The organism is Methylobacterium sp. C1 (genome assembly GCF_001854385.1).
Lineage (GTDB): Bacteria > Pseudomonadota > Alphaproteobacteria > Rhizobiales > Beijerinckiaceae > Methylobacterium > Methylobacterium radiotolerans.
On record NZ_CP017640.1, the window covers coordinates 3,741,851 to 3,767,368 of the forward strand.

20 protein-coding genes and 1 pseudogene are annotated in these 25,518 nt (G+C 70.9%); 11 read left to right on the top strand and 10 right to left on the bottom strand.

All coding sequences use genetic code 11. The features are described from left to right. Window positions 1-20 precede the first annotated feature (20 nt). The 7 genes from BKE41_RS17355 to BKE41_RS17385 all read right to left on the bottom strand — a co-directional run bounded on the left by BKE41_RS17355 (window position 21) and on the right by BKE41_RS17385 (window position 6,712). Window positions 21-422: a carboxymuconolactone decarboxylase family protein gene (locus tag BKE41_RS17355; protein ID WP_059408311.1), complete on the bottom strand. Its 402-nt coding sequence runs from the start codon at window positions 420-422 to the stop codon at window positions 21-23. A 58-nt stretch (window positions 423-480) separates the two neighbouring features. After that, window positions 481-1,917, bottom strand: a complete 1,437-nt coding sequence (locus tag BKE41_RS17360) for an aldehyde dehydrogenase family protein (protein WP_070999901.1) — start codon at window positions 1,915-1,917, stop codon at window positions 481-483. 4 nt (window positions 1,918-1,921) lie between these two features. Then, on the bottom strand, window positions 1,922-2,794 hold the full coding sequence (locus BKE41_RS17365; RefSeq protein ID WP_070999902.1) for an NAD(P)-dependent oxidoreductase: 873 nt from the start codon (window positions 2,792-2,794) through the stop codon (window positions 1,922-1,924). Between the two features lie 55 nt (window positions 2,795-2,849). Continuing rightward, a complete protein-coding gene (locus BKE41_RS17370; protein WP_012320199.1) occupies window positions 2,850-3,176 on the bottom strand; it encodes an NIPSNAP family protein in 327 nt (108 codons plus the stop codon). A 12-nt stretch (window positions 3,177-3,188) separates the two neighbouring features. Continuing rightward, window positions 3,189-3,998 carry an N-acyl homoserine lactonase family protein gene (locus tag BKE41_RS17375; protein WP_070999903.1) on the bottom strand — a complete coding sequence of 270 codons (810 nt, stop codon included), beginning with the start codon at window positions 3,996-3,998 and terminating at the stop codon, window positions 3,189-3,191. A gap of 320 nt (window positions 3,999-4,318) precedes the next feature. Continuing rightward, the gene (locus BKE41_RS17380) at window positions 4,319-5,554 is read right to left on the bottom strand and encodes an MFS transporter (protein ID WP_070999904.1); all 1,236 of its coding nucleotides are present in this window, start codon (window positions 5,552-5,554) and stop codon (window positions 4,319-4,321) included. A 243-nt stretch (window positions 5,555-5,797) separates the two neighbouring features. Continuing rightward, the gene (locus BKE41_RS17385; protein ID WP_245295801.1) at window positions 5,798-6,712 is read right to left on the bottom strand and encodes a helix-turn-helix domain-containing protein; all 915 of its coding nucleotides are present in this window, start codon (window positions 6,710-6,712) and stop codon (window positions 5,798-5,800) included. A gap of 323 nt (window positions 6,713-7,035) precedes the next feature. On the opposite strand from BKE41_RS17385, the gene BKE41_RS17390 reads away from it, so the two are divergent. The 9 genes from BKE41_RS17390 to BKE41_RS32615 all read left to right on the top strand — a co-directional run bounded on the left by BKE41_RS17390 (window position 7,036) and on the right by BKE41_RS32615 (window position 15,748). Further along, window positions 7,036-8,046, top strand: coding sequence for an ABC transporter substrate-binding protein (locus tag BKE41_RS17390; protein ID WP_245295802.1), 1,011 nt, complete (start codon window positions 7,036-7,038; stop codon window positions 8,044-8,046). A 51-nt stretch (window positions 8,047-8,097) separates the two neighbouring features. Beyond that, window positions 8,098-9,249, top strand: a complete 1,152-nt coding sequence (locus BKE41_RS17395) for an acyl-CoA dehydrogenase family protein (RefSeq protein ID WP_070999906.1) — start codon at window positions 8,098-8,100, stop codon at window positions 9,247-9,249. Window positions 9,250-9,254: 5 nt separating this feature from the next. Next, window positions 9,255-10,370, top strand: a complete 1,116-nt coding sequence (locus BKE41_RS17400) for an acyl-CoA dehydrogenase family protein (protein ID WP_070999907.1) — start codon at window positions 9,255-9,257, stop codon at window positions 10,368-10,370. 16 nt (window positions 10,371-10,386) lie between these two features. Continuing rightward, window positions 10,387-11,643, top strand: a complete 1,257-nt coding sequence (locus BKE41_RS17405; protein ID WP_245295803.1) for a CoA transferase — start codon at window positions 10,387-10,389, stop codon at window positions 11,641-11,643. Then, complete coding sequence (locus BKE41_RS17410; protein ID WP_070999908.1) at window positions 11,640-12,443, top strand: enoyl-CoA hydratase-related protein; 804 nt, start codon at window positions 11,640-11,642, stop codon at window positions 12,441-12,443. Before BKE41_RS17405 ends, BKE41_RS17410 begins: the two co-directional genes overlap by 4 nt. Window positions 12,444-12,569: 126 nt before the next feature. After that, window positions 12,570-13,571 carry a TRAP transporter substrate-binding protein gene (locus tag BKE41_RS17415; protein WP_083374378.1) on the top strand — a complete coding sequence of 334 codons (1,002 nt, stop codon included), beginning with the start codon at window positions 12,570-12,572 and terminating at the stop codon, window positions 13,569-13,571. 28 nt (window positions 13,572-13,599) lie between these two features. Next, window positions 13,600-14,187, top strand: a complete 588-nt coding sequence (locus tag BKE41_RS17420) for a TRAP transporter small permease (RefSeq protein ID WP_053621018.1) — start codon at window positions 13,600-13,602, stop codon at window positions 14,185-14,187. Beyond that, window positions 14,184-15,467 (top strand): TRAP transporter large permease subunit, encoded by a 1,284-nt coding sequence (locus BKE41_RS17425; protein ID WP_070999909.1) that lies wholly within the window; start codon window positions 14,184-14,186, stop codon window positions 15,465-15,467. The genes BKE41_RS17420 and BKE41_RS17425 overlap by 4 nt, the downstream gene beginning before the upstream one ends. A 104-nt stretch (window positions 15,468-15,571) precedes the next feature. Then, the gene (locus BKE41_RS32615) at window positions 15,572-15,748 is read left to right on the top strand and encodes a hypothetical protein (protein ID WP_312892750.1); all 177 of its coding nucleotides are present in this window, start codon (window positions 15,572-15,574) and stop codon (window positions 15,746-15,748) included. Between the two features lie 399 nt (window positions 15,749-16,147). On the opposite strand, the gene glpT is transcribed toward BKE41_RS32615, so the two are convergent. The 3 genes from glpT to BKE41_RS17440 form a co-directional block, all read right to left on the bottom strand. Continuing rightward, the gene (gene glpT / locus BKE41_RS17430) at window positions 16,148-17,488 is read right to left on the bottom strand and encodes a glycerol-3-phosphate transporter (RefSeq protein WP_012320211.1); all 1,341 of its coding nucleotides are present in this window, start codon (window positions 17,486-17,488) and stop codon (window positions 16,148-16,150) included. Between the two features lie 270 nt (window positions 17,489-17,758). Further along, a complete protein-coding gene (gene glpD / locus BKE41_RS17435) occupies window positions 17,759-19,261 on the bottom strand; it encodes a glycerol-3-phosphate dehydrogenase (protein WP_070999910.1) in 1,503 nt (500 codons plus the stop codon). Window positions 19,262-19,358: 97 nt separating this feature from the next. Then, window positions 19,359-20,120: a DeoR/GlpR family DNA-binding transcription regulator gene (locus BKE41_RS17440; protein ID WP_012320213.1), complete on the bottom strand. Its 762-nt coding sequence runs from the start codon at window positions 20,118-20,120 to the stop codon at window positions 19,359-19,361. A gap of 287 nt (window positions 20,121-20,407) precedes the next feature. Between BKE41_RS17440 and BKE41_RS32620 the strand changes: the two are divergent. Both BKE41_RS32620 and hemN read left to right on the top strand, forming a co-directional pair. Beyond that, window positions 20,408-23,745 (top strand): annotated as a pseudogene (locus tag BKE41_RS32620) (PAS domain S-box protein). A gap of 388 nt (window positions 23,746-24,133) precedes the next feature. Beyond that, complete coding sequence (hemN, locus tag BKE41_RS17450) at window positions 24,134-25,480, top strand: oxygen-independent coproporphyrinogen III oxidase (RefSeq protein ID WP_070999911.1); 1,347 nt, start codon at window positions 24,134-24,136, stop codon at window positions 25,478-25,480. Window positions 25,481-25,518: the final 38 nt, after the last annotated feature.

The following is a 25,518-nucleotide window of genomic DNA, read 5'->3' on the forward strand; positions in this document are numbered from 1 at the left end:
CCGCGCGGTCGTCCGCGGGATCAGCGCCCGCCGGCCTGCTCCGCGTCCCACGCGGCGATCGCCGCGGAGGCGGTGCGGAAGGCGGCCAGGGCCGCCGGGGCGCCGCAATAGACGAGGGCCTGCATCAGCACGGCTTGGATCTCGTCCTTGGTCACGCCGTTGTTGAGCGCGCCTTTGACGTGGACGCCGAGCTCGTGGTGCTGGTTCATCGCGGTCAGCATCGCGATGTTGAGCATGCTGCGGGTCTTGAACGGCAGCGTCTCGTCGCCCCAGACCGCGCCCCAGCAATACTCGGTGACGAGCCGCTGGACCGGACGGTTGAACGCGTCGGCATTGGCCCAGGACTTCTCGACATGGGCGGCGCCGAGGACGGTCTTGCGGTTCTCGAAGCCCTTGCCGAACAGCTCGCTCTCGTCGGACATCTGGTTCTCCTGGTCGGGGCCGATGCGCGAAGACGCCGGCCGCATCGCGCGGGACGGATCAGTCGAGGCCGAAGCCGATCATCGCCTTCGTCTCGAGGTATTCCTGGAGACCGGCCTCGCCCCATTCCCGGCCGTTGCCGGACTGGCGGTAGCCGCCGAACGGCGCGTGGACGTCCGGGGGCGGGTAGTTGATGTGGACCTGGCCGCCGACCAGCCGCCGCGCCGCGGCGCGCGCCCGGTCGCGGTCTCGCCCCTGCACGTAGGCGGCGAGCCCGTAGCGCGACCCGTTGGCGATCGCGATCGCCTCGTCCTCGCTGTCGTAGGCGAGGATCGACAGGACCGGGCCGAAGATCTCCTCCTGCGCGATGGTCATGTCGGGGGTCACGTCGGCGAAGACCGTCGGACGGACGTAGAAGCCGCGGTCCAGGTGGTCCGGCCGCTCCGGGCCGCCGGCGACGAGCCGCGCGCCCTCCGCGATGCCAGTGCGGATCAGCCCGACGACGCGCTCGTACTGGGTGCGGTTGACCACCGGGCCGAGATCCGTCTCAGGATCCGCGGTCGGGCCGAGCCGGAAGCCGGAGGCCGCCTCGGCCGCGATGGCGGCCGTCTCGTCCATTCGGGCTCGGGGCACGAGCATCCGCGTCGGGATGGAGCAGGACTGGCCGGAATTGGTGCAGCAGGCCGCGACGCCGCGCCGGACCGCCTGATCGAAGTCGACGTCCTCGAGCAGGATGTTGGCGGACTTGCCGCCGAGCTCCTGCGCGACGCGCTTGATGGTCGGGGCCGCCGCCCGGGCGATCTCGATCCCGGCGCGCGTCGACCCAGTGAACGAGACCATGTCGATCCCCGGATGCGCGGCGATCGCCGCGCCGACGCCGGGGCCGTCCCCGTTGACGAGGTTGAACACGCCCGGCGGAACACCCGCGTCGTGCAGGACCTGCGCGAACAGCATCGCGCTGACGGCCGAGTACTCGCTGGGTTTCAGCACCATCGTGCAGCCGGCCGCGAGCGCGGGGGCGATCTTCACGACGATCTGGTTGATCGGCCAGTTCCAGGGGGTGATCAGACCGCAGACGCCGATCGGCTCGCGCCGGATCCGGGTGGTGCCGCGATCCTCCTCGAAGGCGAAGCGCTCCATCACCTCGATGAGCGCGTTGAGGTGCGCCGGCCCCCGCGCCGCCTGCCCCTTGCGCGCGAAGCCGATGGGCGAGCCCATCTCCTTCCGGATCGTCTCGGCGAAGGTCTCGAACCGCTCCTCGAACAGCGCGAGGATCCGGCGCAGCAGCGCGACACGGGCGGCGGGCGCCGTCTCCGAGAAGGCCGGGAAGGCGGCGCGGGCCGCGCGGACGGCCCGGTCGACATCCTCGGCACTGCCGAGCGCGAGGGTGCCGAACGCGGTCTCGGTGGCGGGATCGATCAGCGGGAACGGCCGGGCCGCGACCGGCTCGACCCAGGCGCCGTCGATGTAGAAGCGGCTCAGGTCCGGGAGCGCCATGGTCTCAGGCTCCCTTCGCCAGAAGGCGGTACATCTCGGTGTGGTCGGCCGCGGGCCCGACCTCCCCGGCGATCGCGTGCCAGGTCTCGATGCAGTGGCGGCCGAAGTCGAGCGGGTAGTCAACCGACTCGGCCAGCGCCCCGGCGATGCCGAGATCCTTGTCCATCAGCTTCAGCGAGAAGCCCGAGGCGAAGCTGCCGCTGAGCATGAACTGCTTGACCTTGTTCTCGGAGGTGTTGCTGCGCCCGGACGAGGCGTTGAGCACGTCGGTCATGGCCTCCGGCGCGATGCCGAAGCGCTGCGCCACGTGGAGCGCCTCGACGGTAGCGAGCAGACCCGCGGCGGAGACGAAGTTGTTCAGCGCCTTGGCGGCGTGGCCCGATCCCGCCGGGCCAATATGCAGGACGGAGGTGCCCATCGCCTCCAGCACCGGCCGCCAGCGGGCGAGGAGGTCCTCCGTGCCGCCGACGAGGATCGCGAGCGTGCCGTTGACCGCCCGCTTCACGCCGCCCGAGACCGGCGCGTCCAGGTAGCCGAGCCCCTTCCCGGCGAGCGTCTCGCCGAGCGCGCGGGATCGAACCGGCTCCGACGAGCTCATGTCGATCACGGTGGCGCCGGCCGGAAGCGCGTCGGCCCAGCCGTCATCGAGCAGCACCGCCTCGACGATGGCGGAGTTCGGCAGCATCGTGATCAGGAGATCGAGCCCGGCGGCGTTCTCCCGCGTCAGCGTCGTCGCACCGAGGTCCCGGGCGAGCGCGTCGGTCCGGCCCGCGTCCGCGTCGAGCAGGCGGAGCACGTGCCCCGCCTTGGCGAGGCACCGGCTCATGGGATCGCCCATCATGCCGAGACCGATGACGCCGATGGTTCTCTGTTCCATGCCGTGAATGTCCCTCTGGGCGACAGCCGGAGCGGCCCGACGCCGCGTGTCCCCGTCAGCGCAGGGCGGAGAAGTCCGTGGGGGTGAGGAAGGTGTTCTCGATCCGGGCGACGATCGGCCGGTCCTTCTCAGTCTCGGCGCGGGCGGCGATCCAGTCCGGATCGGCTTGGAAGGCGTTCCAGCGCGCCTCGCGCTGGGCCATGTCGTCCCACTTGAGCAGGTAGGTGAGCGCGTGGTTGTCGGGACCGACGAGCGTGGTCCAGAAACCGATCTGCTCGATGCCGTATTTCTGGAAGAAGCCGAGCGTCGTGGAGCGGAACCGCTCCAGCAGGGCCGGCAGACGTGTCGGGGCGCAGTAGTAGACACGCATCTCGACGATCATGGAATCCTCCAGTCAGTAGGTCGGTGAAGCGGTCGGGGGCAGGTCGACGCGCGCGATCCATCCGGCGACATCCTCGGCCGCCGGCGGGTAGATCGCGAGAACCTGCGGATCGTGGCCCGGGACAATGTGATCCTCGGATTCGGCCAGGCGCCTGACGATCCGGTAGCCCTCGAACATGTCGACGACGTTGAAGACGATCGGATAGGCGAGCCGGCGGCCGATATTGGCGAAGAAGTGCGCGGCGTCGGAGGCCAGAACGACCCAGCCGCGCGCCGTGCGGACCCGGACGATCTGCAGGCCATCCGAGTGCCCGCCGACCCGGTGGAGGGTGATCCCCGGATACAGCGTGTCGGTCGTCTCGCGGAAGCGGACGCGGTCCTCGAACAGCCGGTCCACCATCGCCTTCACGTCCTCGGCGGCGAAGGGGTGGCGGACCTCCGGGTGGCACATGCAGCGGCCGGTGCAGAAGGCCATCTCGCGCTCCTGGACATGGAAGCGGGCCTTCGGGAACAGGTCGTGGTTGCCGGCATGGTCGTAGTGCAGGTGGGTCAGGACGACGTCCTCGACCTGAAGCGGGTCGACCCCGATCCGCGCCAGCCCCTCCTCGACCGGCCGGACGATGTCGCGGCCCCGCTTCGTCGCCATCGCCCGGTCGAAGCCCGTGTCGACGACGATCGTTCGGCCAGCGCCCGCGACGACCCACACGAAGTAGTCGATCGGCATTGGCCCATCGTGGATGTCCCCGCCGATGAAGTTCTCGCGGGCCATACGGTGATGATGCGCGTACTTGATCGCGTAGATCTTGTAGATCTCTGCGTCCATGCGGGCGTTTCCTTCAGGCGGCCGGTTGAACCGGCTCTTCCTCGCGGGTGCATCTCATCCGCGACTCGAATTGAGCATATCGTCCGACAATCTGTCAATCAGGCGATACCGATTTTGACAGCCCCAATCGATCGCCCCGCTCAGCGATGCCAGGCGCCATCATATCGTTCGCGTGGGGTGGAACCGGGTAGCTCGACGAGGATGGCGGCTGTCAGCACCCCGCGGGCACGCCCGGACTCGGCATCAGGAATCGCGACGGACGGCCCGGGCGAGCCCCCGCGGAACGCTGCCTCGCTTCCGTGACCGGCCCGCGGAGCCGATCACGCCTGCTCGTTCGGACGGCGCATCGCGAAGCCGAAGACCCAGAGGGACAGGCCGAGATTGATCGCCGCCACGGCCAGCATGACGTCCAGCAGCGGCATGAGGCCGAACCGTTCGGCGATGTAGCCGCAGGCCAGCGGGGTGACCGCCTGACCGAGGAGCGGCAGGCGGGCGAGCCGACCCATCGCGGCCGCGTATTCGCGCTGTCCGTAAAGCGCCAGCGGCAGCGTGCCCCGCACGACGGTGCGCATGCCGTTGCCGGCGCCGTAGAGCAGCATGGCGAGCCACGCCAGCGACGGCAAAGTCGCCAGCAGCAGGAGGCCGAGCCCGACGCTGGCGCTCGACAGGAGCAGGGACCAGGCCGGATGGGCGCGGCGGCCGAAGGCGAGTTCGACGACGCGCACGCCGACCTGGGCCGGACCGATCAGGCCGGTCAGGGCCACGGCGGCGGTGCCGCCGACGCCCAGGGTCTGGAGCAGGTTGAGCAGCTGCACCGAGGCGGCGGTCATGATCATCGCCGCCATCGTGAAGGTCACCGCGAGGAGGCGCTCGGCCGGCAGGCGCCCGGCTTCGCTTGAGCCGGCCGGCTCGCAGGGCCGGGGCACTGCCGCCGGCTCGACCGCGGCCCGGCTCCGCGCCGGCAGGGCCCAGGCGAAGAGCGGGACCACGAGGGCGACGGACAGGATCGCGTAGGTGAGGCAGGCCCCGCGCCAGCCGACCTGATCGACCAGGAACCGCGTCGCCGGCCAGCATAGCGAGACCGCGAAGCCCGACGAGATCGCGATCTGGGTCATCGCCCCGCGCGCGGCGGCGCCGTAGGCCTGGCCGATCGCCGCGAAGAGCGGGTCGTAGAGCGCGGCCGACATGCCGAGACCGGCGATCACCCAGGCGAGCAGGAAGACCGGCAGAGTCTGCGCGGCCGCCATCAGCACCAGGCCGGCCGCGATGATCGTGGCGCCGACGACCAGGACCGGCCGCCCGCCGTGACGCCGGATCATGCGGCCGACGAACGGCGCCGGCAGACCCGACACGAAGATCGCCAGCGACAGCGCGCCCACCACCATGGCCTGCGGCCAGCCGGTCTCGGCGACGACCGGGTCCGAGACGACCGCGGTGAGGAAGAAGGTGCCGCCCCACAGGACGATCTGCGTCACGCCGAGGGCTGTGTTGCCGGCGATGGTCGGACGCGGCGTCTCGGGCCGCTCGGGACTGCGCGCGGATGGGGCGCCGGGCACGATGATGATGTCTCCGCTTGGTGGGATCCGAAGCTGCTGGGCTTGAGCATCCCTAGCGCGCCGCCGAGCCCCCCAGCCCCGCAATCCTTGATCTGCAGCCGTGCACGGGTCTCGGAGGCCATGCCGGCCGGCCTCACGGCGCTCTCCGCCGCAGCGGCGCCAGGTTCGGCGCGGAACCGCGTCACAACAGAGGGTCGGGGGCCGCGACGGATCCTCCGGCCACGCTGCACGACAGCGACGCCGTCATCGCAGAATGAGGCGCCGGCCCCCTTTCCCGCGCGGGAGCGGGGGCCTGTCACGACCGTCGGAGCCGTCGGCACGGCCGTCGTGGACCGTGTCCTCCGGCAGGAACCGCGCGACCGCGTCATGGATCGCCGCGGCGAACTCCGCTTCCCGACGCTCGAATTCATCGAGCAGGCCGGACACCGCGACCGCCAGCGGGCGGCCCCGGCTGTCGATGCGCCTGGGCAGCGGGACCGCGATCGAGCCGGCGCCCGGCGTGACGAGGCCGCGGGAGAAGAAGTGCCCGTCCCGCCGCAGTCGGGCCAGATTGGCCAGGACGGCCGCCAGCGCGATCCGCGGCTGCCCGGCCGGCGCCTCGGCGTTCGTGCGGCGGACCAGCGGCCCGATCTCGGCCTCCGGGCTGTCGGCGAGCAGCGCGGTGCCGGTCGCCGACCAGACGACGAGGCGGCGCGTCCCGGGCGGGACGTGGAAGCGCATGGCGGTGCGCGCCTGCAGGACGTGGACGTATTGCGAGAAGATCGCGTTGCGCGCGGCGAGGATCACCGTGCCGCCCGTGCGCTCCGACAGGTGCTCGAGCATGCGCACGAGGCTGCCGTCGCGCACCGGCCCCTTGTCGAGCCACGCCCCGAGGAGCGCCACACGGGGCGACGGCAGGAAGCTGCGGCTCGCCGGGTCGTAGTCGAGGTAGCCGAGCCGGACGAGGCTCTTCAGGAGCACCGACGTCGACGATTGCGGGACCTTCAGCCGCTCGGCGATCTCGGAGACCCGGGCCTCGCGCTGGATCTCGTCGAACATCTCCAGGATCTGGAGCACCCGTCCGGCGGACTTCACCAGGGCCGGATCCGAGCCGGCGGGATCGGCCCCCACCGTCAGGTCCGTGGACGCTGCCCCCCGCTCGTCAATGCGCTCACCCATGCCGGGACCCGCGGAACGGGGTCCCCGGAAGCCGCACGGCGCGAGACGCCCCTGCGCGTCCCTGCCCGAAGCCGTGGTGATCGCGGCGCATCGCCGGCGCGTCCCCGTTGCTGCGACGCGACCCCGGATCGCCGTCTATCGGCAGTATAGCGCCGGCACGATCGGCGGCCACCATCACGGATGTGATATTCTTCAGCAGATGGGCGATGGCGATTGAAGCCGGGCCCGCGCTCTGCCCTATTCGTCCGCGGTGTCGGCTTGGTCTGACCGACCGGCACCGGGAGACCGCGCGGCAAGCGCGGCCCTGTCCGGGAGGAATGCCGATGTCGATCCGCCACGCGGCCGTCGCCGCGCGCCTCCTCGTCGCCGCGCTGACGCTTCCGGCCCTCGCCGGGGCGGCGCGGGCCGAGACGGCCTCCGTCCGCATCGGCCTGCAATACGGCCTCGTCTACCTGCCGGTGATGATCGCGCAGAGCGAGGGGCTGTTCGACAAGCGCGCCAAGGAAGCCGGGCTCGAAGGGCTGACCGTGACGCTGACCCGCTTCAGCGGCTCGACGGCGATGAACGACGCGCTGCTCTCCGACAGCGTCGAGCTCGGCACCCTCGGCTCGGCCGGCGCCCTGATCGCCTGGGACAAGACGCGCGGAAGCCAGCAGATCAAGAGCCTCACCGCCCTGAGCTCGGTCGTCTACACGCTGTTCACCGGCAAGCCCGGCGTCGCCGCGCTGAAGGACTTCACCTTCGGCGACAAGATCGCGGTCCCGGCCTTCAACTCGCCCCAGGCGATCCTGCTGCGGGTCGCGGCGGCCCAGCAGCTCGGCGGATCGGCCAAGGCCGACGCGCTGATGGTGAGCCTGCCCCATCCGGACGCCACCGCGGCGATGCGCGCCGGACAGGGCATCGCCGGCTACTTCGCGACGCCGCCCTTCACGCAGGTCCTGCAGGCGGACCCCAAGATCCGGGCGATCATGACCTCGACCGGCCTGATCGGCAGCGGCGACATCACCGCCGCCACTCTGAACGCCAAGCAGGGCTTCGTCGACGCGAACCCGAAGGTCGCGCAGGCGATCCGCGCCGGGATGGAGGACGCGGTGGCGCTGATCCGGAGCGACCCCAAGCGCGCGGCGACGATCTACCTCGCCTCCGAGCAGGTGCAGATCGACCGCGCGCAGGTCGAGACGATCCTGACCGACGGCTCCATCGTCTACGACGTGGCGCCGAAGGGGATGGTGAACCTCGCCAAGGCGATGGCGACGCAGGGCTTCCTGCGGAAGGTGCCGGGCGACTGGCAGGAGATCTTCTTCCCCGGCCTCCAGGGCCGCGACGGGAGCTGAGCGACGCGGATCCGGCGCCGCCCACACGTCCCATCGCTCATGGAACCTCGGATGCACAGCTTCCGCTTCAGCGCCGAGCCGCTCCCGCCCGAGGTCGAGGCCGCCCGCGCGTCCATCCGCGCCTTCCTCGACGCGGAACGGGAGGCCGGGCATTTCGTGCCGCACCGGACCTCGTGGACGACCTTCGACGCCGCCTTCAGCCGGCGCGCCGGGGCGGCCGGGTTCATCGGCCTGACCGTGCCGGAGGCCTATGGCGGCCACGCCCGTTCCGGCCTCGTCCGCTTCGTCGTCACCGAGGAGATGCTGGCGGCCGGCGCGCCCTGCGGCGCCCACTGGATCGCCGACCGCCAATCCGGCCCGCAGATCCTGCGGCACGGCACCGAGGCGGCCAAGCGGGCGATCCTGCCGCGCATCTGCCGGGGCGAGTGCGCCTTCGGCATCGGCATGAGCGAGCCGAATTCCGGCTCGGACCTCGCCGCCGTGCGGACTCGCGCGGTGCGCGACGGCGACGATTGGGTCATCAACGGCTCCAAGATCTGGACGACGAACGCCCATCAGGTCGACTATCTGCTGGCCCTGGTTCGGACGGGCGAGCCCGGGCCGGACCGGCACGGCGGGCTGACCCAGTTCATCGTCGACATGGCCGCCCCCGGGGTGACGGTGCGCCCGATCCTCGACCTGTCGGGCCATCACGAGTTCAACGAGGTGTTCTTCACCGACTACCGCGTTCCCGACGCGATGCGGGTCGGCGCGGAGGGCGATGGCTGGAATCTCGTCACGGAGGAGCTCGCCTTCGAGCGCTCGGGACCCGACCGGTTCCTGTCGGATTACCGCCTGCTCGTCGAACTCGTCGACCGGATCGGGCCGGAACCGGACCGTTTCCAGGCGGTCGAGACCGGGCGGATGGTGGCGCAGCTCACCGCGCTGCTGGGCATGTCGGCCTCGGTGGCCCGCCTCCTCGACCAGGGCATCGTGCCGGGCGTCGAGGCGGCCCTGGTCAAGGACGTCGGCAACGGCTTCGAGCGCGCGGTGCCGGAGATCGCCCGGCGGCTCGTGCCGGTCGAGCCGAGCCTGTCGGCGCAGGGCGACGCCTTCCGCGAGGCGCTCGGCGGCGTGACCCTGCGGGCGCCGTCCTTCACCCTGCGCGGCGGGACCCGCGAGGTCCTGCGCGGCGTCATCGCCCGGGGGCTGGGGCTGCGATGAGCCGGATGGACCACGCAGTGGAGGCCGGCGACATGGTCGACGGGATCGTCCTCGATCAGGTCGAGCGGCTGCTCGCCCAGCACCTCACGCCGGCGCTGCTGGCGGCGTGCGATGGGGCCGTGGACGCGACAGCCTGGCCGGCGGATCTCTGGACGGCGCTCGCCGAGAGCGGCCTGCCGCTGGCGCTGGTGCCCGAGGCGGAGGACGGGATCGGCCTCGCCGCGACGACGGCCGCCCGGCTGATCCGGCGCTGCGGTTGGGCCGCCCTGCCCCTGCCGCTGCCGGAGACCGTCGTGGGCGCGGCGCTCTGGAGCGCGGCAGGCGGGGACGCGAACGCGGACGCCCTGTCGCTTGTCCCGGGCGGCCCCGTGCGGATCGCACCCCACACGGACGGCTTCGTCTTGGACGGCCGGGTCGCGCAGGTGCCCTGGGGCGGTTCAGTCGCGTCCCTGCTCCTCGATGCCGTCGACGCGACGGGCGAGCCGCACCTCGTGCGGATCGCCGCGCCCGGCACGATCCGAGACACGCACCACAACCTCGCCGGCGAGCCGCGCGACACGCTCGACCTGACCGGCTGCACCGTCTCCACCGACGAAGTCCGGGCTGCGCCGGGCTGGGCCACCGGAGCGGGTGTGCCGGCCGTCGAGGCGGTCGGTGCCTGGGTCCGGGCGCAGCAGATGGTGGGTGCCCTGGAGAGCTGTCTCGGCTCCGCCCTCGATCATGCGCAGGAGCGGCAGCAATTCGGCCGGCCGCTCGCCAAGTTCCAGGCGATCCAGCACATGCTGGCCGAGGCCGCGGGCCACGTCGCGGCGGCGAGTGCGGCCGCCGACCTCGCGGCCGCCTGCTGGGGCGACCCGCGTTTCGTCCTCGCCACCGCCATCGCGAAGGCGCGCTGCGGCGAGGCGGCGGGCCACGTCGCGGCGATCGGCCATCAGATCCACGGGGCCATGGGCTTCACTCAGGAGCACCCGCTCCACCGCGCGACGCGGCGGCTGTGGTCCTGGCGCGACGAGTTCGGATCCGACGCCCTCTGGCAGGAGCGGATCGGGCGCGCGGTCTGCGCGTGCGGCGGCGCGGCCCTCTGGCCGATGCTGGTCCGGCTCCGGGGCGGTGCCGGCTGAGATGGGAGACCTTTGCGTGCCGGATCACTCCGCCGAGACTCACTCTGCCGAGACGAACAAGGCCGGGCCGCTCGCGGGCGTGCGGGTCGTCGATCTGACCAGCGTGATCATGGGCCCCTCGGCGACGCATATCCTCGCCGATCTCGGCGCCGACGTGATCAAGATCGAGACGCCGGAGGGTGATTCCTTCCGGCACTACCGGCCCGCCCGGGGCGCCGGGATGGGCGGCAACTTCCTGCACCTCAACCGCAACAAGCGCAGCGTGCGCCTCGACCTGAAGCGGGCCGCGGCGCGGGCCGCCCTGGACCAGCTGATCGCCACCGCAGACGTGTTCGTCCACTCGATGCGGCCGGACGCGATCCTGCGCCTGGGCTACGGCTACGAGCGCGTGCGCGCGCTCAAGCCCGACATCGTCTTCTGCGGCGCCTACGGGTTCGGGGCCGACGGCCCCTACGCCCACAAGGCGGCCTACGACGACCTGATTCAGGCGGGCTCGGGCCTCGCGGCGCTCCAGACGGCCGCCACCGGCCGGCCCGGCTACCTGCCCACCGTGCTGTGCGACAAGATCGCCGGCCAAGCCATCGCCTGCGCGATCCTCGCCGCCCTCTACGAGCGCCGGGCCGGCGGTGGCGGGCAGGCGGTCGAGGTGCCGATGTTCGAGACCATGGTCGAGTTCAACTTCGTCGAGCACATGGTCGGCTACGCCTTCGAGCCGCCGCTGGGGCCGCCGGGCTTCAACCGGGTGCTGAGCCCGAAGCGCAAGCCCTACCGCACCCGGGACGGCTACGCCTGCATCCTGCCCTACTCGGACCGGAACTGGCGCGACTTCTTCATCCATACCGGCCGGCTCGAATTCGTGGACGATCCGCGCTTCGCGCCGCTCGCCGTGCGGGTGGAGAACATCGAGATCCTCTACGCGCTGGTCGAGGAGGAGGCGCCGCGCAGGACCACCGCCGAGTGGGTCGCGTTCTGCGACTCGGTGAGCATCCCGTGCATGCCGGTCCTCGGGCTGGAGGACCTGCCGGAGGACGAACACCTGAGGGCGGTGGGCTTCTTCGGCACCGCCGAGCACCCGAGCGAGGGGGCCTACCGGACCATGCGCCGGCCGGTCTCGTTCAGCGGCAGCCGGTTCGCGATCCGCCGCCACGCCCCGCGGCACGGCGAGCACACCGCCGAGGTCCTGGCCGAGGCCGGGCTCGACCCGGCCGAGATCGCGGCCCTGATCGACGCGCCGGGCGAAACCCACCCCGCGCCCCTGGAGGCCGCCCGATGAGTGCCGAGACTAGGACCCGCGACGCGGGCGAGGACCTGCTGTTCTCCGTCGCCGAGGGGGTCGCGACCATCACGCTGAACCGGCCCGAGCGGAAGAACGCCTTCACCTTCCCGATGATCGAGGCCTGGACGGCGGCCCTGCAGCGCTGCCGCACCGACGCGGCGATCCGCGTCGTGGTCGTGACCGGAGCGGGCTCGGCCTTCTGCAGCGGCGGCGACATCGTCGAGATGGGCGAGCGCCTCGACCAGCCGCCCGCCCGGCGCAAGGACGAGCTCCACGGGCGGATCCAGCGCATCCCGCTGACGTTGGAGGATCTCGACAAGCCGGTGATCGCCGCGCTGAACGGCGTGGCCACCGGCGCGGGCCTCGACCTCGCCCTGATGTGCGACCTGCGCTACGCCGCGCAGAGCGCCCGCTTCGCCGAGACCTACGTGCGGGTCGGCCTGGTCCCGGGCGCGGGCGGCGCCCATTTCTTGCCCCGGCTCGTCGGGACCGCGAAGGCGCTGGAGCTGTTCTTCACCGGCGATTTCGTCGATGCCGACGAGGCCCTGCGGATCGGTCTGGTCAACGGCGTTCACGCCGACGCCGACCTGATGCCGGCCGTCGCGGCGCTGGCGCGGAAGATTGCCCAGGCGCCGCCGCTGACGCTGAGCCTGATCAAGCGCGCGGTCTATCAGGGCTTGCGCAACGACCTGCGCACCAACCTCGACCTGATCTCCTCGCACTACGCCGTCGTCACCGCGACCCTCGAGCATCGGGAGGCGGTGCAGGCCTTTATCGGCCAGCGCGACAGGGGCTGAACCACCGGCGCGAACAACATCTCCCCCCGGGCATCACGCTTTCATGCTTGTCGCCACCGCGACTACCTGCAAGTCTATCCAAAATTCAATCCGCGCAACGACGCGGAATCAGTCTGGGAGGACGCGATGATGGCTCGGATTCTCGGTGCGCTCGTGTGTGCGCTCGCCCTCGCGGCGCCGGCCGCGGCGCAGAGTCCGATCGTCATCAAGTTCAGCCACGTCGTCACCACGGACACGCCCAAGGGTCAGGGCGCCGAGCGGTTCAAGCAGCTCGCCGAGGAGCGCACCAAGGGCGGGGTCAAGGTCGAGATCTATCCGAACAGCACGCTCTACAAGGACAAGGAAGAGGTGGAGATGCTCCAGCTCGGCGCCGTGCAGATGCTGGCGCCGTCCACGAGCAAGTTCGGCCCCCTCGGCGTGAAGGAATTCGAGGCTTTCGACCTGCCCTTCATCTTCCCCAACGAGCAGGTGCTCCGCCGCGTCCAGGACGGGCCGATCGGCCAGGGCCTGTTCAAGAAGCTCGAATCCAAGGGGATCAAGGGCCTCGGCTACTGGGACAACGGCTTCAAGATCCTCACCGCCAACAAGCCCATGCACGCCCCCGAGGACGTGAAGGGCCTGAAGTTCCGCATCCAGTCCTCGAAGGTGCTGGAGGCGCAGTTCAAGCAGCTCGGCGCGCTACCGCAGGTCCTGGCCTTCTCCGAGCTCTACCAGGCGCTGCAGACCGGTGTGGTCGACGGCCAGGAGAACCCGCCGTCGAACGTCACGACCCAGAAGATCAACGAGGTGCAGAAGCACGCCACGCTGACCTATCACGGCTACATCGGCTACGCGGTGATCGTGAACAAGGGCTTCTGGGACGGCCTGCCCGCCGACATCCGCACGACGCTCGAGGGCGCGATGAAGGATGCGACCGCCTACGAGCACGAGATCGCCGACAAGCAGAACGAGAAGGCGCTCGCCGACATCCGCGCCACGGGCAAGACCGAGGTCTACACCCCGACCGAGGCCGAGAACGCCGCGTGGCGCAAGGCGCTCGCACCGGTCCAGCGCGAGATGGCCTCCCGCGTCGGCAAGGATCTCGTCACGGCGCTCAACAAGGAAGCCGAGGCGGCGCCGAACAACTGATCCTGCCGCCGCGCCGCCCGGACCGACCATGTTGCTGAAACTTCTCGATCGGCTCGAAGAGGTGCTGATCGGAACGCTGATGGCGGCCGCGACCGTCATCACCTTCGCCACGGTGGTGCACCGGTTCCTCTCCGGCATCCCCGCGCTCCAGGACTACACCGACCGGATCGACTTCGGCTGGTCGCAGGAACTGTGCATCTACATGTTCATCTGGGTCGCGAAGTTCGGCGCGGCCTACGGCGTGCGCACCGGCATCCATGTCGGCGTCGACGTGCTGGTCAACCGGCTGCCGCCGGGCGCGCGTCGGATCATGGTCCTGGTCAGCCTCGCGGCGGGCGCGCTGTTCACCGGGATCGTCGGCACGCTCGGCGCTAATTTCGTCTGGCGCATCGGTCACACCGACCAGACGACGCCCGACATGGAGATCCCGGTCTGGATCGTCTACCTCGCGATCCCGCTCGGCTCCTACCTGATGTGCTTCCGCTTCCTGCAGGTCGCGTGGGGCTACTGGACGACCGGGCACCTGCCCGCCCGCGACCACGCCCATGTCGACGGCGTCCCGACCGTCGAGGGCGTCGACCCGGTCCAGCTCGGCCGCGAGGGAGGCCCCGCATGAGCGGCCTGATCATCTTCGGGCTGCTCATCGCCCTGATGCTCACCGGCATGCCGATCTCGATCGCGCTCGGCCTGACGGTGCTGACCTTCCTGTTCACCCTGACGCAGGTGCCGATCGAGAGCGTCGCGCTCAAGCTGTTCACCGGGATCGAGAACTTCTCGATCATGGCGATCCCGTTCTTCATCCTCGCCGGCAACTTCCTGGCCCATGGCGGCGTGGCACGGCGGATGATCGCCTTCACGACCTCGCTCGTCGGGCACTGGCCGGGCGGCCTCGGCCTCGCCGGCGTGGTCGCCTGCGCGCTGTTCGCCGCCGTGTCGGGATCGAGCGTGGCGACGGTCGTGGCGATCGGCTCCATCATCCTGCCGGCCATGGTGGCCGAGGGCTACCCAAAGCGCTTCGGCGCCGGGGTGATCACCACGTCGGGGGCGCTCGGGATCCTCGTGCCGCCCTCGATCATCCTCGTGCTCTACGGCGTGTCGACGAATTCCTCGATCGGCAACCTGTTCCTCGCCGGGGTGATGCCCGGCATCGTCCTGTCGGCGATGCTGGCGACCGTCACCTTCGTCATCGCCAAGCGCCGCGGCTATCCGCGCATGCCGAAGGCCTCCTGGGCCGAGCGCCTGCGCGCCTTCCGCGAGAGCGCGTGGGGCCTGTTCCTCGTGGTGATGGTGATCGGCGGCATCTACGCGGGCATCTTCACGCCGACCGAGGCGGCCGCGACCGCCGCCGTCTACGCCTTCGTCATCGCGGTGTTCGTCTACCGCGACCTGAAGCTGTCGGACGTGCCGCGCGTGCTCCTCGCCTCCGCCAACATGAGCGCGATGCTGCTCTACATCATCACCAACGCGGTGCTGTTCTCGTTCCTGATGACCTCGGAGAACATCCCGCAGGCGATGGCGGCGTGGCTGATCGCCATGAATTTCAGCCCGCTGATCTTCCTGCTCGTGGTCAACATCATCCTGCTGATCGCCGGCAACGTGATGGAGCCGTCCTCGATCCTGCTGATCATGGCGCCGATCCTGTTCCCGATCGCCGTCAAGCTCGGGATCGACCCGATCCATTTCGGGATCATCATGGCGGTCAACATGGAGGTCGGCCTGTGCCATCCGCCGGTCGGGCTCAACCTCTACGTCGCCAGCGGCATCGCCCATATGGGCATCTCCGAGCTGACGGTCGCGGTGCTGCCCTGGCTCCTGACGATGCTGGCCTTTCTGGTCCTGGTGACCTACTGGCCCGCCCTGTCCCTGTGGCTTCCCCGGGCGCTCGGGGCGATGTGACGGGCGCGCGCCGCGCGGGTGCAGCCCCGGGCTCGGCCGGCGTTGCGGCGCCCGGGGCACGCGCAGATCGACGCGCGCCACCGGCCCCGCCCGCTCGGCAGCAGATGCGAGCGCGACCGCTCCGCCGATCCGAGCTGTCCGAGACCGACAGCCTGCTGCTGCCGTTCTGCACCGCCCTGTCGAACCTGTTCTGGCTGCCGGTCATGGGGGCGCTGTCCGGCCGGATCGGGCGCAAGCCGATCCTGCTCGTCATCTCGGCGCCCACCCTGCGCACCGCCTAACCGGTGCTGGGCTGGCCCGCGGCCAACGCGAGCGTCGGCAACGTGCTGATCGCGCTCCTCGGCTGTCCTTCCTGTACGGCAGCGGCAACGGCGCGATGGTGGTGGCGCCGACCGAGGTGGTCCCGGCGAGGGTGCGCACGGCCGGCTTCGTCCTCGCCGACCCGCTGGCGACCGCCCTGCCCGGCGGCTTCACGCCCCCGGTCACGACGTGGCTCACCGAAGCCGACGGCAACCGCGCGGCCTGTGGACGGCGATCAGGGGCACCTGCGGCCCCGTCACCACGCGCCTGATCGACCGCCGCGCGGGCCAGTCGGCCGCTCTGGGCGCTCCGGCCTGATCCGCCGGCACGGGATCGGCAGGGGGGCTTCAGCCTCCCTGCCGCGCCGACAGGACCGGCGGTCAGGCGAATTGCGGGGCCGCCGTGCCGGTGTGCCGCAGGGTCAGGGCCAGGCAGACGATCGCGAGCACGCAGGCCGCCAGCAGGAGGATGAAGCAGCCGTTCCAGCCGTAATGGTCGGTCGTGTAGCCGACCAGCGCGCTCGCCGCGACGGAGCCCCCCAGATACCCGAACAGGCCCGTGAAGCCCGCCGCCGTCCCGGCCGCCTTCTTGGGCACGAGCTCGAGGGCCTGGAGACCGATCAGCATCACCGGCCCGTAGATCAGGAAGCCGATGCAGATCAGGGCCGCGAGATCGACGCCCGGGTTGCCCTCGGGGTTGAGCCAGTAGACCAGCGTCGCCGCCATGACGCCGAACATGAACACCACGCCCGTCGCGCCGCGATTGCCGCGGAACAGTTTGTCGGACAGCCAGCCGCAGAGCAGGGTGCCGGGGATGCCGGCCCACTCGTAGAGGAAGTAGGCCCAGGAGGTCTTGTCCACCGAGAAGTGCTTGGCCTCCTTCAGGTAGGTCGGCGCCCAGTCCAGCACACCGTAGCGGAGCAGGTAGACGAACACGTTGGCGAAGGCGATGTACCAGAGCATCCGGTTCTTCAGCACGTGCTCGACGAAGATCTCGCGCGTGGAGAACTCGCGCTCGTGGTTGGCGTCGTAGCCCTCCGGATAATCGTTCTTCCAGGTCTCCACGGACGGCAGCCCGCAGGATTGCGGCGTGTCCCGCATGGTCAGGAAGGCGAAGACCGCGACGCCGAGCGCCACGGCGGCGGGCACGTAGAAGGCCGCGTGCCAGTCGTTGAACCAGGCCAGGCCGAGCAGGAAGAGCGGCCCGATCAGGCCACCGCCGACGTTGTGCGCCACGTTCCAGACCGAGACGACGCCGCCGCGCTCCTTCTGCGACCACCAGTGCACCATCGTGCGACCGCTCGGCGGCCAGCCCATGCCCTGGAACCAGCCGTTGAGGAAGAGCAGCACGAACATGATGCCGACGCTGGACGTCGCCCAGGGCACGAAGCCGAACAGGAACATCACCAGCGCCGAGAGCACGAGGCCGATCGGCAGGAAGTAGCGCGGGTTGGAGCGGTCCGAGACCATGCCCATCAGGAACTTGGACAGGCCGTACGCGATCGCCACCGCGGAGAGCGCGGTGCCGAGCTCACCGCGGCTGTAGCCCTGCTCGACCAAGTAGGGCATGGCCAGCGAGAAGTTCTTGCGCAGCAGGTAATAGCCCGCGTAGCCCAGGAAGATTCCCGCGAAGATCTGCCAACGCAGCTTGCGGTAGGTCGGATCGACGCGATCCGTCTGAATGGGTGGCCGATGGGCCGCGGGAGCGAGGAAGCCGATCATGGCGCGCCTTCGTGAGATCGCGGACGGGCCCGGGCTCATCCCGGGCGCATCTCGGATTGGACGGGGTGGTGACGTGCCGCGCTCAGCGTCGCGCCGAAGCGGATCCCGCGGCGTGCCGACGCGCGATCCGCGCGTCCGGTCTCGACCTTTGGCGATGGTGGACGGCGTTGTCCGGTCGCGGCATCGTTTCCTCCTTGTGGTGCGGCGCATCTCCGGCTCGGCCGGGTCGCCGTCGTGCGGTTCCCCTGCCGCCCGCGCGGGGCGGCCGGCTCAGCCGGCGGCCATCGCGCCGGCGTGCCGGCCGGTCATGGTCGCGATCCGCGCCCGCAGCGCCGCGACCTCGTCGGCCGAGAAGGCGAGGCCGAGCTTGGACCGACGCCAGAGCACGTCCTCGGCGGTGCGGGCCCATTCCCGGTCCATCATCCAGCGCAGCTCGCCTTCGTGGAGGCCGTGCCCGAGGTCGGGCCCGAGATTCGCGGCGATGCGCAGCGCGTCCGTCCCGTAGGCGGCCACCAGGCGCTGGACCGTGGCGGCCGCGAGCTGGGGCGCGGCGCGGGCGAGGCGCGCCTCGAGCTCGGCCACCCCGTCCACCGGGAAATCGCCGCCCGGCAGCGCGGCGCTTCCGGTCCAAGAGCGGCCGCGCGCGCCGAGGCGCTGACCGATCTCCTTCAGGGCATCCTCGGCCAGCTTGCGGTAGGTCGTGATCTTTCCGCCGAAGATGTTGAGCACCGCCGCCTCGCCGGCCGCGCCGTCCGTCTTCAGCACGTAGTCGCGCGTCGCCTCCTGCGCCGCGGAGGCGTGATCGTCGTAGAGGGGGCGCACGCCCGAGAAGGACCAGACGATGTCGTCGCGGCGCAGCGGCGTCGCGAAGTATTCGCTGGCGGCGCTCAGCAGATACGCGGTCTCCTCCTCGGTGATCGCCGCGTCGGCGGGATCGCCGGAGAAATCACGGTCCGTCGTGCCGACCAGGGTCGTGTCGTTCGCGTAGGGGATCGCGAAGATGATGCGCCCGTCCGCGTTCTGGAAGATGAAGGCCCGGTCGTGGTCGTAGAGCTTGCGCGTCACGATGTGCGAGCCCTGCACGAGGCGCACGTGCTTCGCCTCGCTCCGGCCGAGCGGCCCCTGGATCACCCGGTCGACCCAGGGTCCGGCCGCGTTCACGAGGAAGCGCGCGGCGATCTCGTCCTCGCGGCCGGTCTGCAGCTCGCGCCGGACGATGCGCCACAGATCGCCCTCGCGGCGGACCGAGACGACGCGGGTTCCCACCGCGATCTCGGCGCCCCGCGCCTCGGCATCGCGCGCGTTGAGCACCACGAGCCGCGTGTCGTCGACGCGCGCGTCCGAATACTCGAAGCCGCGCCGGAACTCGGATTTGAGCGGGGCGCCGATCGGGCCGGAGAGGTCCACGGGGCGCGTGCCGGGCAGGCGCTTGCGGCCGCCGAGATGGTCGTAGAGGAACAGCCCGATCCGCAGCAGCCAGGCCGGACGCAGGCCGGTATGCAGCGGCAGGACGAAGCGCAGCGGGCGCACGATGTGGGGCGCGATGCCCCAGAGCACCTCGCGCTCGGCCAGCGCCTCGCGCACGAGGCGAAACTCGTAGTGCTCCAGGTAGCGCAGGCCGCCGTGGATCAGTTTGGTCGACCATGACGAGGTGCCGCTGCCGAGGTCGTTCTGCTCGGTCAGCGAGACCGAGTATCCGCGGCCGGCCGCGTCCCGCGCGATCCCGCAGCCGTTGATCCCCCCGCCGATGACGGCAACGTCGAACGTGCGCATGATCCTCCCCCTTTCGTGTCGCGGCGTCCGGCGCGCGACTGCGAAAGCAGAGGAATTGAATACGAAACCAAAGGAAAGTCAATCGAAAGCGATACGCTCAACGACCGGTTTCGACGAGGCGGACGCCGGACGCGCGACAGAGGTCGCGCAGCGTCTCGCTGGGGCAGCGATCGGTGACGAAGGTTCCGATCTGGCCGAGCTGGGCGAGCCGGACCGGGGCGCTCCGCTCGAACTTGGTGGAATCCGCGACCAGCACGACGTGGCGGGCGTTGGCGATGATCGCCTGGGCGACCCGGACCTCGCGATAATCGAAATCGAGGAGCGCCCCGTCCTCGTCGATCGCCGAGGCTCCGATCACCGCGAAATCGACCTTGAACTGGCGGATGAAGTCCACCGCCGCCTCCCCGACGATCCCGCCGTCCGAGCGACGGATCAGGCCGCCCGCCACGATGCACTCGATCTCGGGGCTCGGCCGCAGGGCGAGCGCGACGTTGAGGTTGTTGGTGATCACCATGAGCCCGGAATGGCCGAGGAGCGCCCGGGCGACGGCCTCGGTGGTGGTACCGATATTGATGAACAGCGAGGAGCGGTCCGGGATCAGGTCGGCGGCCGCGCGCGCGATCGCCGCCTTCTCGGGCGCCGCCAGCGCGTTGCGGGCCTCGTAGTCGAGGTTCTCGGCCCCCGCGCCGAGCACAGCCCCGCCGTGGATGCGCGAAAGCAGACGCGCGTCGCACAGGTCGTTGAGATCCTTCCGAATGGTCTGCACGCTGACCGCGAACCGACCGGACAGGGCGTCGACCGAGACGCGCCCTTCGGTCCGCGCGATGTCCATGATCGCGTTCTGACGCTCCGAGAGCATACCGGCAGACCTCCGCGCGACGAAAACGAAACCCTTTTCGGTGCGAGCGCGCCAGCGTCGTGGGAAAGCGAAAGCGCGTTCTGGACCGGCGACCACGCCTAGCGGATTCGCCCCCGGGAGGGAACGTCGGGACGCCCGAGGCCGACCGGTCGCCCCGCTGGGTGCGAAGGCGGGACTCGCGCGGCGCGCCATCAGGGCGCCGCCTGCCCCGAGGCGCCCGCCCCGTTGACGACGCGCGCCCGCGCGTCGACAAGCACCGCGATGCATTGGTTTCCGTATTCACATCGATGACGGGCGCGGCCGTCCCGCAGAACTGGTCTCCGGTCGGAGGCGGGGCGCTCGGCGACCTGATCCGCAGCCACGACTGGGCGGCGACACCGCTCGGAGCCATCGGCACCTGGCCCGCGCCCGTCCGCACCATCGTCCAGACCCTGCTGCTCTCGCCGGTCCCGACTGTGGCGATCTGGGGCCGGGACGGCATCCTGGTCTACAATCAGGGCTACGCGGAGATCTGCGGCCCCCATCATCCGGAGGCCCTCGGCGGGCGCCTCCTGGAGCTCTGGCCGGAAGCCCGCGCCTTCAACGCGCACGTGATCGCGAGCGGCCTGTCCGGTCGCCCGCTCAGCTTCCGCGCCCACGAACTCGAGCTCTGGCGGCACGGGCGCGCCGAGACGGCCTGGATGGACCTGGAATACACCCCTGTCCTGGACGATCGGGGCACGCCGATCGGCACGCTCGCCACGGCGCTCGACATCACCGAACGCGTCCTCAGCGCGCGCCGGATCGCCGAGAACGAGAGCCGCTTCCGCTTCCTCGACCAGCTGGGTCAGGCAACCGCGAATGCTCGCGACGCCGGCGCGATCCTGGAGATCACCACGCGTTGCGTGGGCGCGCACCTGAACCTGTCGAACTGCGCCTACGCCGACATGGATCCGGACGGCGACGGCTTCACCATCCGCGGCAACTGGCACGCCCCGACATCGCCCTCGATCCTGGGGCATTACAGCCTCGCCGATTTCGGCGCGCTGGCCGTCCGGGAGCTGAATGCCGGTCGGCCCCTCATCGTCAACGACAACGTCGCCGAGCTCGCCCCGCACGAGGCCGAGACCTTCCGGGCGATCGGGATCGCGGCCACCATCTGCATGCCGCTGGTGAAGGACGGCCGGCTCGCGGCCCTGATGGCCATCCACCACGCGCACCCCCACCGCTGGTCGCACGCCGAGCTCGCGCTCATCCGCGAAGTCACCGAGCGCTGCTGGGCGCATATCGAGCGTGTCGGGGTCGAGGCGAGCCTGCGGGTCAGCGAGGCGCGGCTCCGGGCCCTGGTCCACGCCACCTCCGACGTGGTCTACCACATGAGTTCGGACTGGCAGGAGATGCGCCAGCTCGACGGCCGCGGCTTCCTGTCCGACCTGGCGGAGCCGAGCGTGCGCTGGCTCGATCACTACGTCGATCCGGCCGACAGGCCGGCGGTCAAGGCTGCGGTCAACGACGCGGTCCGCCGCAAGGGCCTGTTCGAGCTCGAGCACCGGGTCCGGCGCGCCGACGGCCGCGTCGGCTGGACGCTGTCGCGCGCGGTGCCGGTGATCGATCGGCACGGGACCGTGACCGAGTGGTTCGGGATGGCGAGCGACGTCACGTTCCGGCACGAGGCCGACGCGCGGCTCAGGGAGAGCGAGGCGCGGTTCCGCGCCATGGCGGACGACGCCCCGGTGATGACCTGGATCACCGACGAGAGCGGCGCGTGCATCTACCTGAACCGCCGCTGGTACGAGTTCACGGGGCAGGCCGAGGCCGAGGCACTCGGGCTCGGTTGGCTCGACGCGATCCATCCCGACGACCGCATCCGGTCCGAACAGGCGTTCCTGGCGGCGAACGCGGACCGGACGTCGTTCCGCCTCGAATACCGCCTCCGGAACAGGGACGGACGTTACCGCTGGGCGCTCGACGCCGCCTCGCCGCGATTCGACGCCGACGGCGCGTTTCTCGGCTACTTCGGGTCGGTGATCGACATCGACGAGCGCCGCGAGGCCGAGGCACGGCTGCGTACGCTGACCGACGTCGTGCCAGCCTTCGTCTGGTTCGCCTCGCCGGACGGCCAGCTGCATTTCCTGAACGACCGCTGGTGCGCGTATACCGGCCTCGACACGCGGGCGTCGCTGCCCGATGGCTGGATCGAGGCGGTTCTCCGGACGACCGCGCGCGGACGGCGGCGGTCTGGTCGGACGCGCGCGAGCGCGGCGTCACCTACGAGATCGAGGTCCGCTACCGCCGGCACGACGGGGCGTATCGCTGGTACATGGCCCGGGCCGAGCCGCTGCGCGATCCCGGCGGGACCATCACCGCCTGGTTCGGGACGTCGACCGACATCCACGACCGCAAGCTCGCCGAAGACGGTCTGCGCGAGCTGAACGAGACGCTCGAGAGCCGTGTCGCGGAACGCACCGGGGAGCTGCTCAAGACCGAGGAAGCGCTGCGCCAGTCGCAGAAGATGGAGGCGGTGGGTCAGCTCACGGGCGGCGTCGCGCACGACTTCAACAACCTGCTCACCATCATCCGCTCGTCCGTCGACTTCCTGCGCCGGCCCGAACTGCCCGAGGCGCGCAAGGCCCGCTACCTCGACGCGGTGTCCGACACGGTCGATCGCGCCGCCAAGCTGACCGGCCAGCTTCTCGCCTTCGCCCGCCGCCAGACCCTGGCCCCGCAGGTCTTCGACCTCGGTGACCGGTTGCGGGCCGTGGCCGAGCTGCTCGACACGGTGACCGGTGCGCGGATCCGCGTCGTCACCGAGGTCCCAGAAATCTCCTGCGCCGTGCGCGCCGACCTGAGCCAGTTCGAGACGGCGCTGGTGAACATCGCCGTCAACGCGCGCGACGCGATGGACGGCGAAGGCACCCTCACATTGCGGTTGACCTGCACCTGCCCGCTGCCGGCGATCCGGGGCCACGCGGCCAGCGCCCAGCCCTTCGCCGCGATCGCGCTGACCGATACCGGCTCCGGCATCGCCCCGGAGGTGCTGGACCGGATCTTCGAGCCCTTCTTCACCACCAAGGAGGTCGGCAAGGGGACGGGCCTGGGCCTGAGCCAGGTGTTCGGCTTCGCGAAGCAATCGGGCGGCGATGTCGCGGTCGAGAGCGTGCTCGGCGCGGGGACGACCTTCACGCTCTACCTGCCCGAAGTCGCGGCCGAGACCCTGCCGCACGTGGCCGTCGCCGCCGCGGAGCCGGCCTCTCCCATCGGTTCCGGACAGCGCGTTCTCGTGGTCGAGGACAATGTCGAGGTCGGCACCTTCGCCACCCAGATCCTGGAGGATCTCGGTTACGAGACCAGCTGGGCGGCGAATGCCGAGGAGGCTCTGGACCGGCTCGGATCCGAGGGGGCGGATTTCGACGTCGTGTTCTCGGACGTGGTCATGCCGGGGATGGGCGGGTTGGCCCTCGCGCAGGAGCTCAGGCGCCGGATGCCGCGACTGCCGGTGCTCCTGGCCTCGGGCTACAGCCACGTCCTCGCACAGGACGGCACGCACGGGTTCTCCGTCCTGCACAAGCCGTACTCGGCCGAGCAGCTCGGACGCCTGCTCCGGCAGGTCACCGCGCCGAAGCGGGACGCCCTGTCGACGCGATGACGGGCCTTGTTCGGCACAGGACAGGAGAATTTCAGACCCTCGGCCTGATGTCCCTAATCAGATGCGCAACCGTGGTCCCTCGGTAGGACTCCGCTGAAGCGGACAGCCAGAGGCCCTCACCGGATCGCCCTCTCCGGCCGGCGCCCGATGGCGACCGCGCTGGCGAAAATCGCCGAGGCGCGGAGTCCCGCGTCCTGCACGACGGCCGACGTCACGCGGCCGCGGCATCCGGAGCGGTTCAGTCTGCCAACCCGGAGGCGCGCGCCACCGCACGTCCTGCCGTCAGGGCGATTGCGTCAGATCAAGGTCGCGCAGGCAGCCAGACGATACGGCTGCTTCGACAGCGCGGGCCCGTGCGGGTCCCGGCGCGGACGATGAGGAAACGCGCATGCGCGAGGTCTTGCGGACGCACTACGGCGCGGAGCGGTTGCCTCGCTACACGAGCTACCCGGCGAGTCCCCATTTCACCGACGCGGTCGATGCCGGAACTTACGGGGACTGGCTGCGCGGGATACCCGCGGACGCGACCGCGTCGCTCTACCTGCACGTCCCCTTCTGCCGGTCGATGTGCTGGTACTGCGGGTGCCACACGACCATCACCCAGCACGACGCGCCCATCGCCGCCTACCTCGCCACCCTGCGGGCCGAGACGGTGCTCGTCGCGCGCCACCTCGACCGGGCTCCGCGCGTCCGCCACGTGCATTTCGGGGGCGGTACGCCCACCATCGTGACGCCGGACGGCTTCCGCGAGCTCGTCGCGCTCCTCCGCGACCATTTCCCCGTCGACCCGGACGCCGAGATCGCCGTCGAGATCGATCCGCGCACCCTGACCCCCGCGATGACGCGGGCGCTCGGCGCCGCGGGCGTCTCGCGGGCCAGCCTCGGTGTCCAGAGCTTCGACCCGGTGGTCCAGGACGCGATCCGGCGCCGCCAGAGCTTCGCGGAGACCGCGGCGGCCGTCGCGGGTCTCCGGGCCGCTGGCGTCGACGGGATCAATCTCGATCTGATCTACGGCCTCCCGCATCAGTCGGTGGCGTCCTGCGTCGAGACGGTCCGGCAATCCCTGCGGTTGCGGCCCGATCGCCTGGCCGTGTTCGGCTACGCCCACGTCCCGACGTTCAAGAAGCATCAGCGCCATATCGAGGACGCGACGTTGCCGGATGGCCGCGTCCGGCAGGCCCAAGCCGAGGCCATCGCCGCCCTGCTCGGTGAGGCCGGCTACGCGCGGATCGGGCTCGACCACTTCGCGCTGCCGGGGGATGCGCTGGCGCGGGCGGGACGTGCGGTCCGCCGGAATTTCCAGGGCTACACGACGGATCCGAGCGACCTGCTGATCGGCTTCGGGGCATCGGCGATCGGGCGGCTGCCGCAGGGCTACGCCCAGAACGACCCGGCCCTGCGCGGCTACGCGGACCGGGTCGCCCGGGGGGCGCTCGCGACGCTGAAGGGCTACGCCCTCACGCCGGACGACCGTCTCCGGGCCGACCTGATCGAGCGGGTCATGTGCGAGTTCCGAGTCGACGTCGGTGCCGTGTGCCGCGCGCATCGGCGCGATCCGGACGCGCTCCTCGCCGCGCTGCCTCGCCTGCCGCGGCTCCTGGCCGACGGGCTGGTCCGCCGGGAAGGCGCCACCCTCCACGTCCCCGACGACGCGAGGGCCTTCGTGAGAAGCGTCGCCGCCGCCTTCGACGCGCATCTCGGCACCTCTGCCGCGATGCACAGCCGCGCGGCCTAGCCGGCAGCGCCGCGCGCGGTGATGACGCCGGACCGCGG

Bases quoted from the DNA above. Each gene is read 5' to 3' on its own strand.
- BKE41_RS17415 (WP_083374378.1), top strand. From the start codon at position 12,570: ATGATGGCTCGGATTCTCGGTGCGCTCGTGTGTGCGCTCGCCCTCGCG.
- BKE41_RS17440 (WP_012320213.1), bottom strand. From the start codon at position 20,120: ATGCTCTCGGAGCGTCAGAACGCGATCATGGACATCGCGCGGACCGAA.
- glpT (WP_012320211.1), bottom strand. From the start codon at position 17,488: ATGATCGGCTTCCTCGCTCCCGCGGCCCATCGGCCACCCATTCAGACG.
- BKE41_RS17395 (WP_070999906.1), top strand. From the start codon at position 8,098: ATGCACAGCTTCCGCTTCAGCGCCGAGCCGCTCCCGCCCGAGGTCGAG.
- BKE41_RS17355 (WP_059408311.1), bottom strand. From the start codon at position 422: ATGTCCGACGAGAGCGAGCTGTTCGGCAAGGGCTTCGAGAACCGCAAG.
- BKE41_RS17425 (WP_070999909.1), top strand. From the start codon at position 14,184: ATGAGCGGCCTGATCATCTTCGGGCTGCTCATCGCCCTGATGCTCACC.
- BKE41_RS17375 (WP_070999903.1), bottom strand. From the start codon at position 3,998: ATGGACGCAGAGATCTACAAGATCTACGCGATCAAGTACGCGCATCAT.
- BKE41_RS17370 (WP_012320199.1), bottom strand. From the start codon at position 3,176: ATGATCGTCGAGATGCGTGTCTACTACTGCGCCCCGACACGTCTGCCG.
- BKE41_RS17365 (WP_070999902.1), bottom strand. From the start codon at position 2,794: ATGGAACAGAGAACCATCGGCGTCATCGGTCTCGGCATGATGGGCGAT.
- BKE41_RS17390 (WP_245295802.1), top strand. From the start codon at position 7,036: ATGTCGATCCGCCACGCGGCCGTCGCCGCGCGCCTCCTCGTCGCCGCG.
- BKE41_RS32615 (WP_312892750.1), top strand. From the start codon at position 15,572: ATGCGAGCGCGACCGCTCCGCCGATCCGAGCTGTCCGAGACCGACAGC.
- BKE41_RS17410 (WP_070999908.1), top strand. From the start codon at position 11,640: ATGAGTGCCGAGACTAGGACCCGCGACGCGGGCGAGGACCTGCTGTTC.
- BKE41_RS17385 (WP_245295801.1), bottom strand. From the start codon at position 6,712: ATGGGTGAGCGCATTGACGAGCGGGGGGCAGCGTCCACGGACCTGACG.
- glpD (WP_070999910.1), bottom strand. From the start codon at position 19,261: ATGCGCACGTTCGACGTTGCCGTCATCGGCGGGGGGATCAACGGCTGC.
- hemN (WP_070999911.1), top strand. From the start codon at position 24,134: ATGCGCGAGGTCTTGCGGACGCACTACGGCGCGGAGCGGTTGCCTCGC.
- BKE41_RS17400 (WP_070999907.1), top strand. From the start codon at position 9,255: ATGGACCACGCAGTGGAGGCCGGCGACATGGTCGACGGGATCGTCCTC.
- BKE41_RS17360 (WP_070999901.1), bottom strand. From the start codon at position 1,917: ATGGCGCTCCCGGACCTGAGCCGCTTCTACATCGACGGCGCCTGGGTC.
- BKE41_RS17420 (WP_053621018.1), top strand. From the start codon at position 13,600: ATGTTGCTGAAACTTCTCGATCGGCTCGAAGAGGTGCTGATCGGAACG.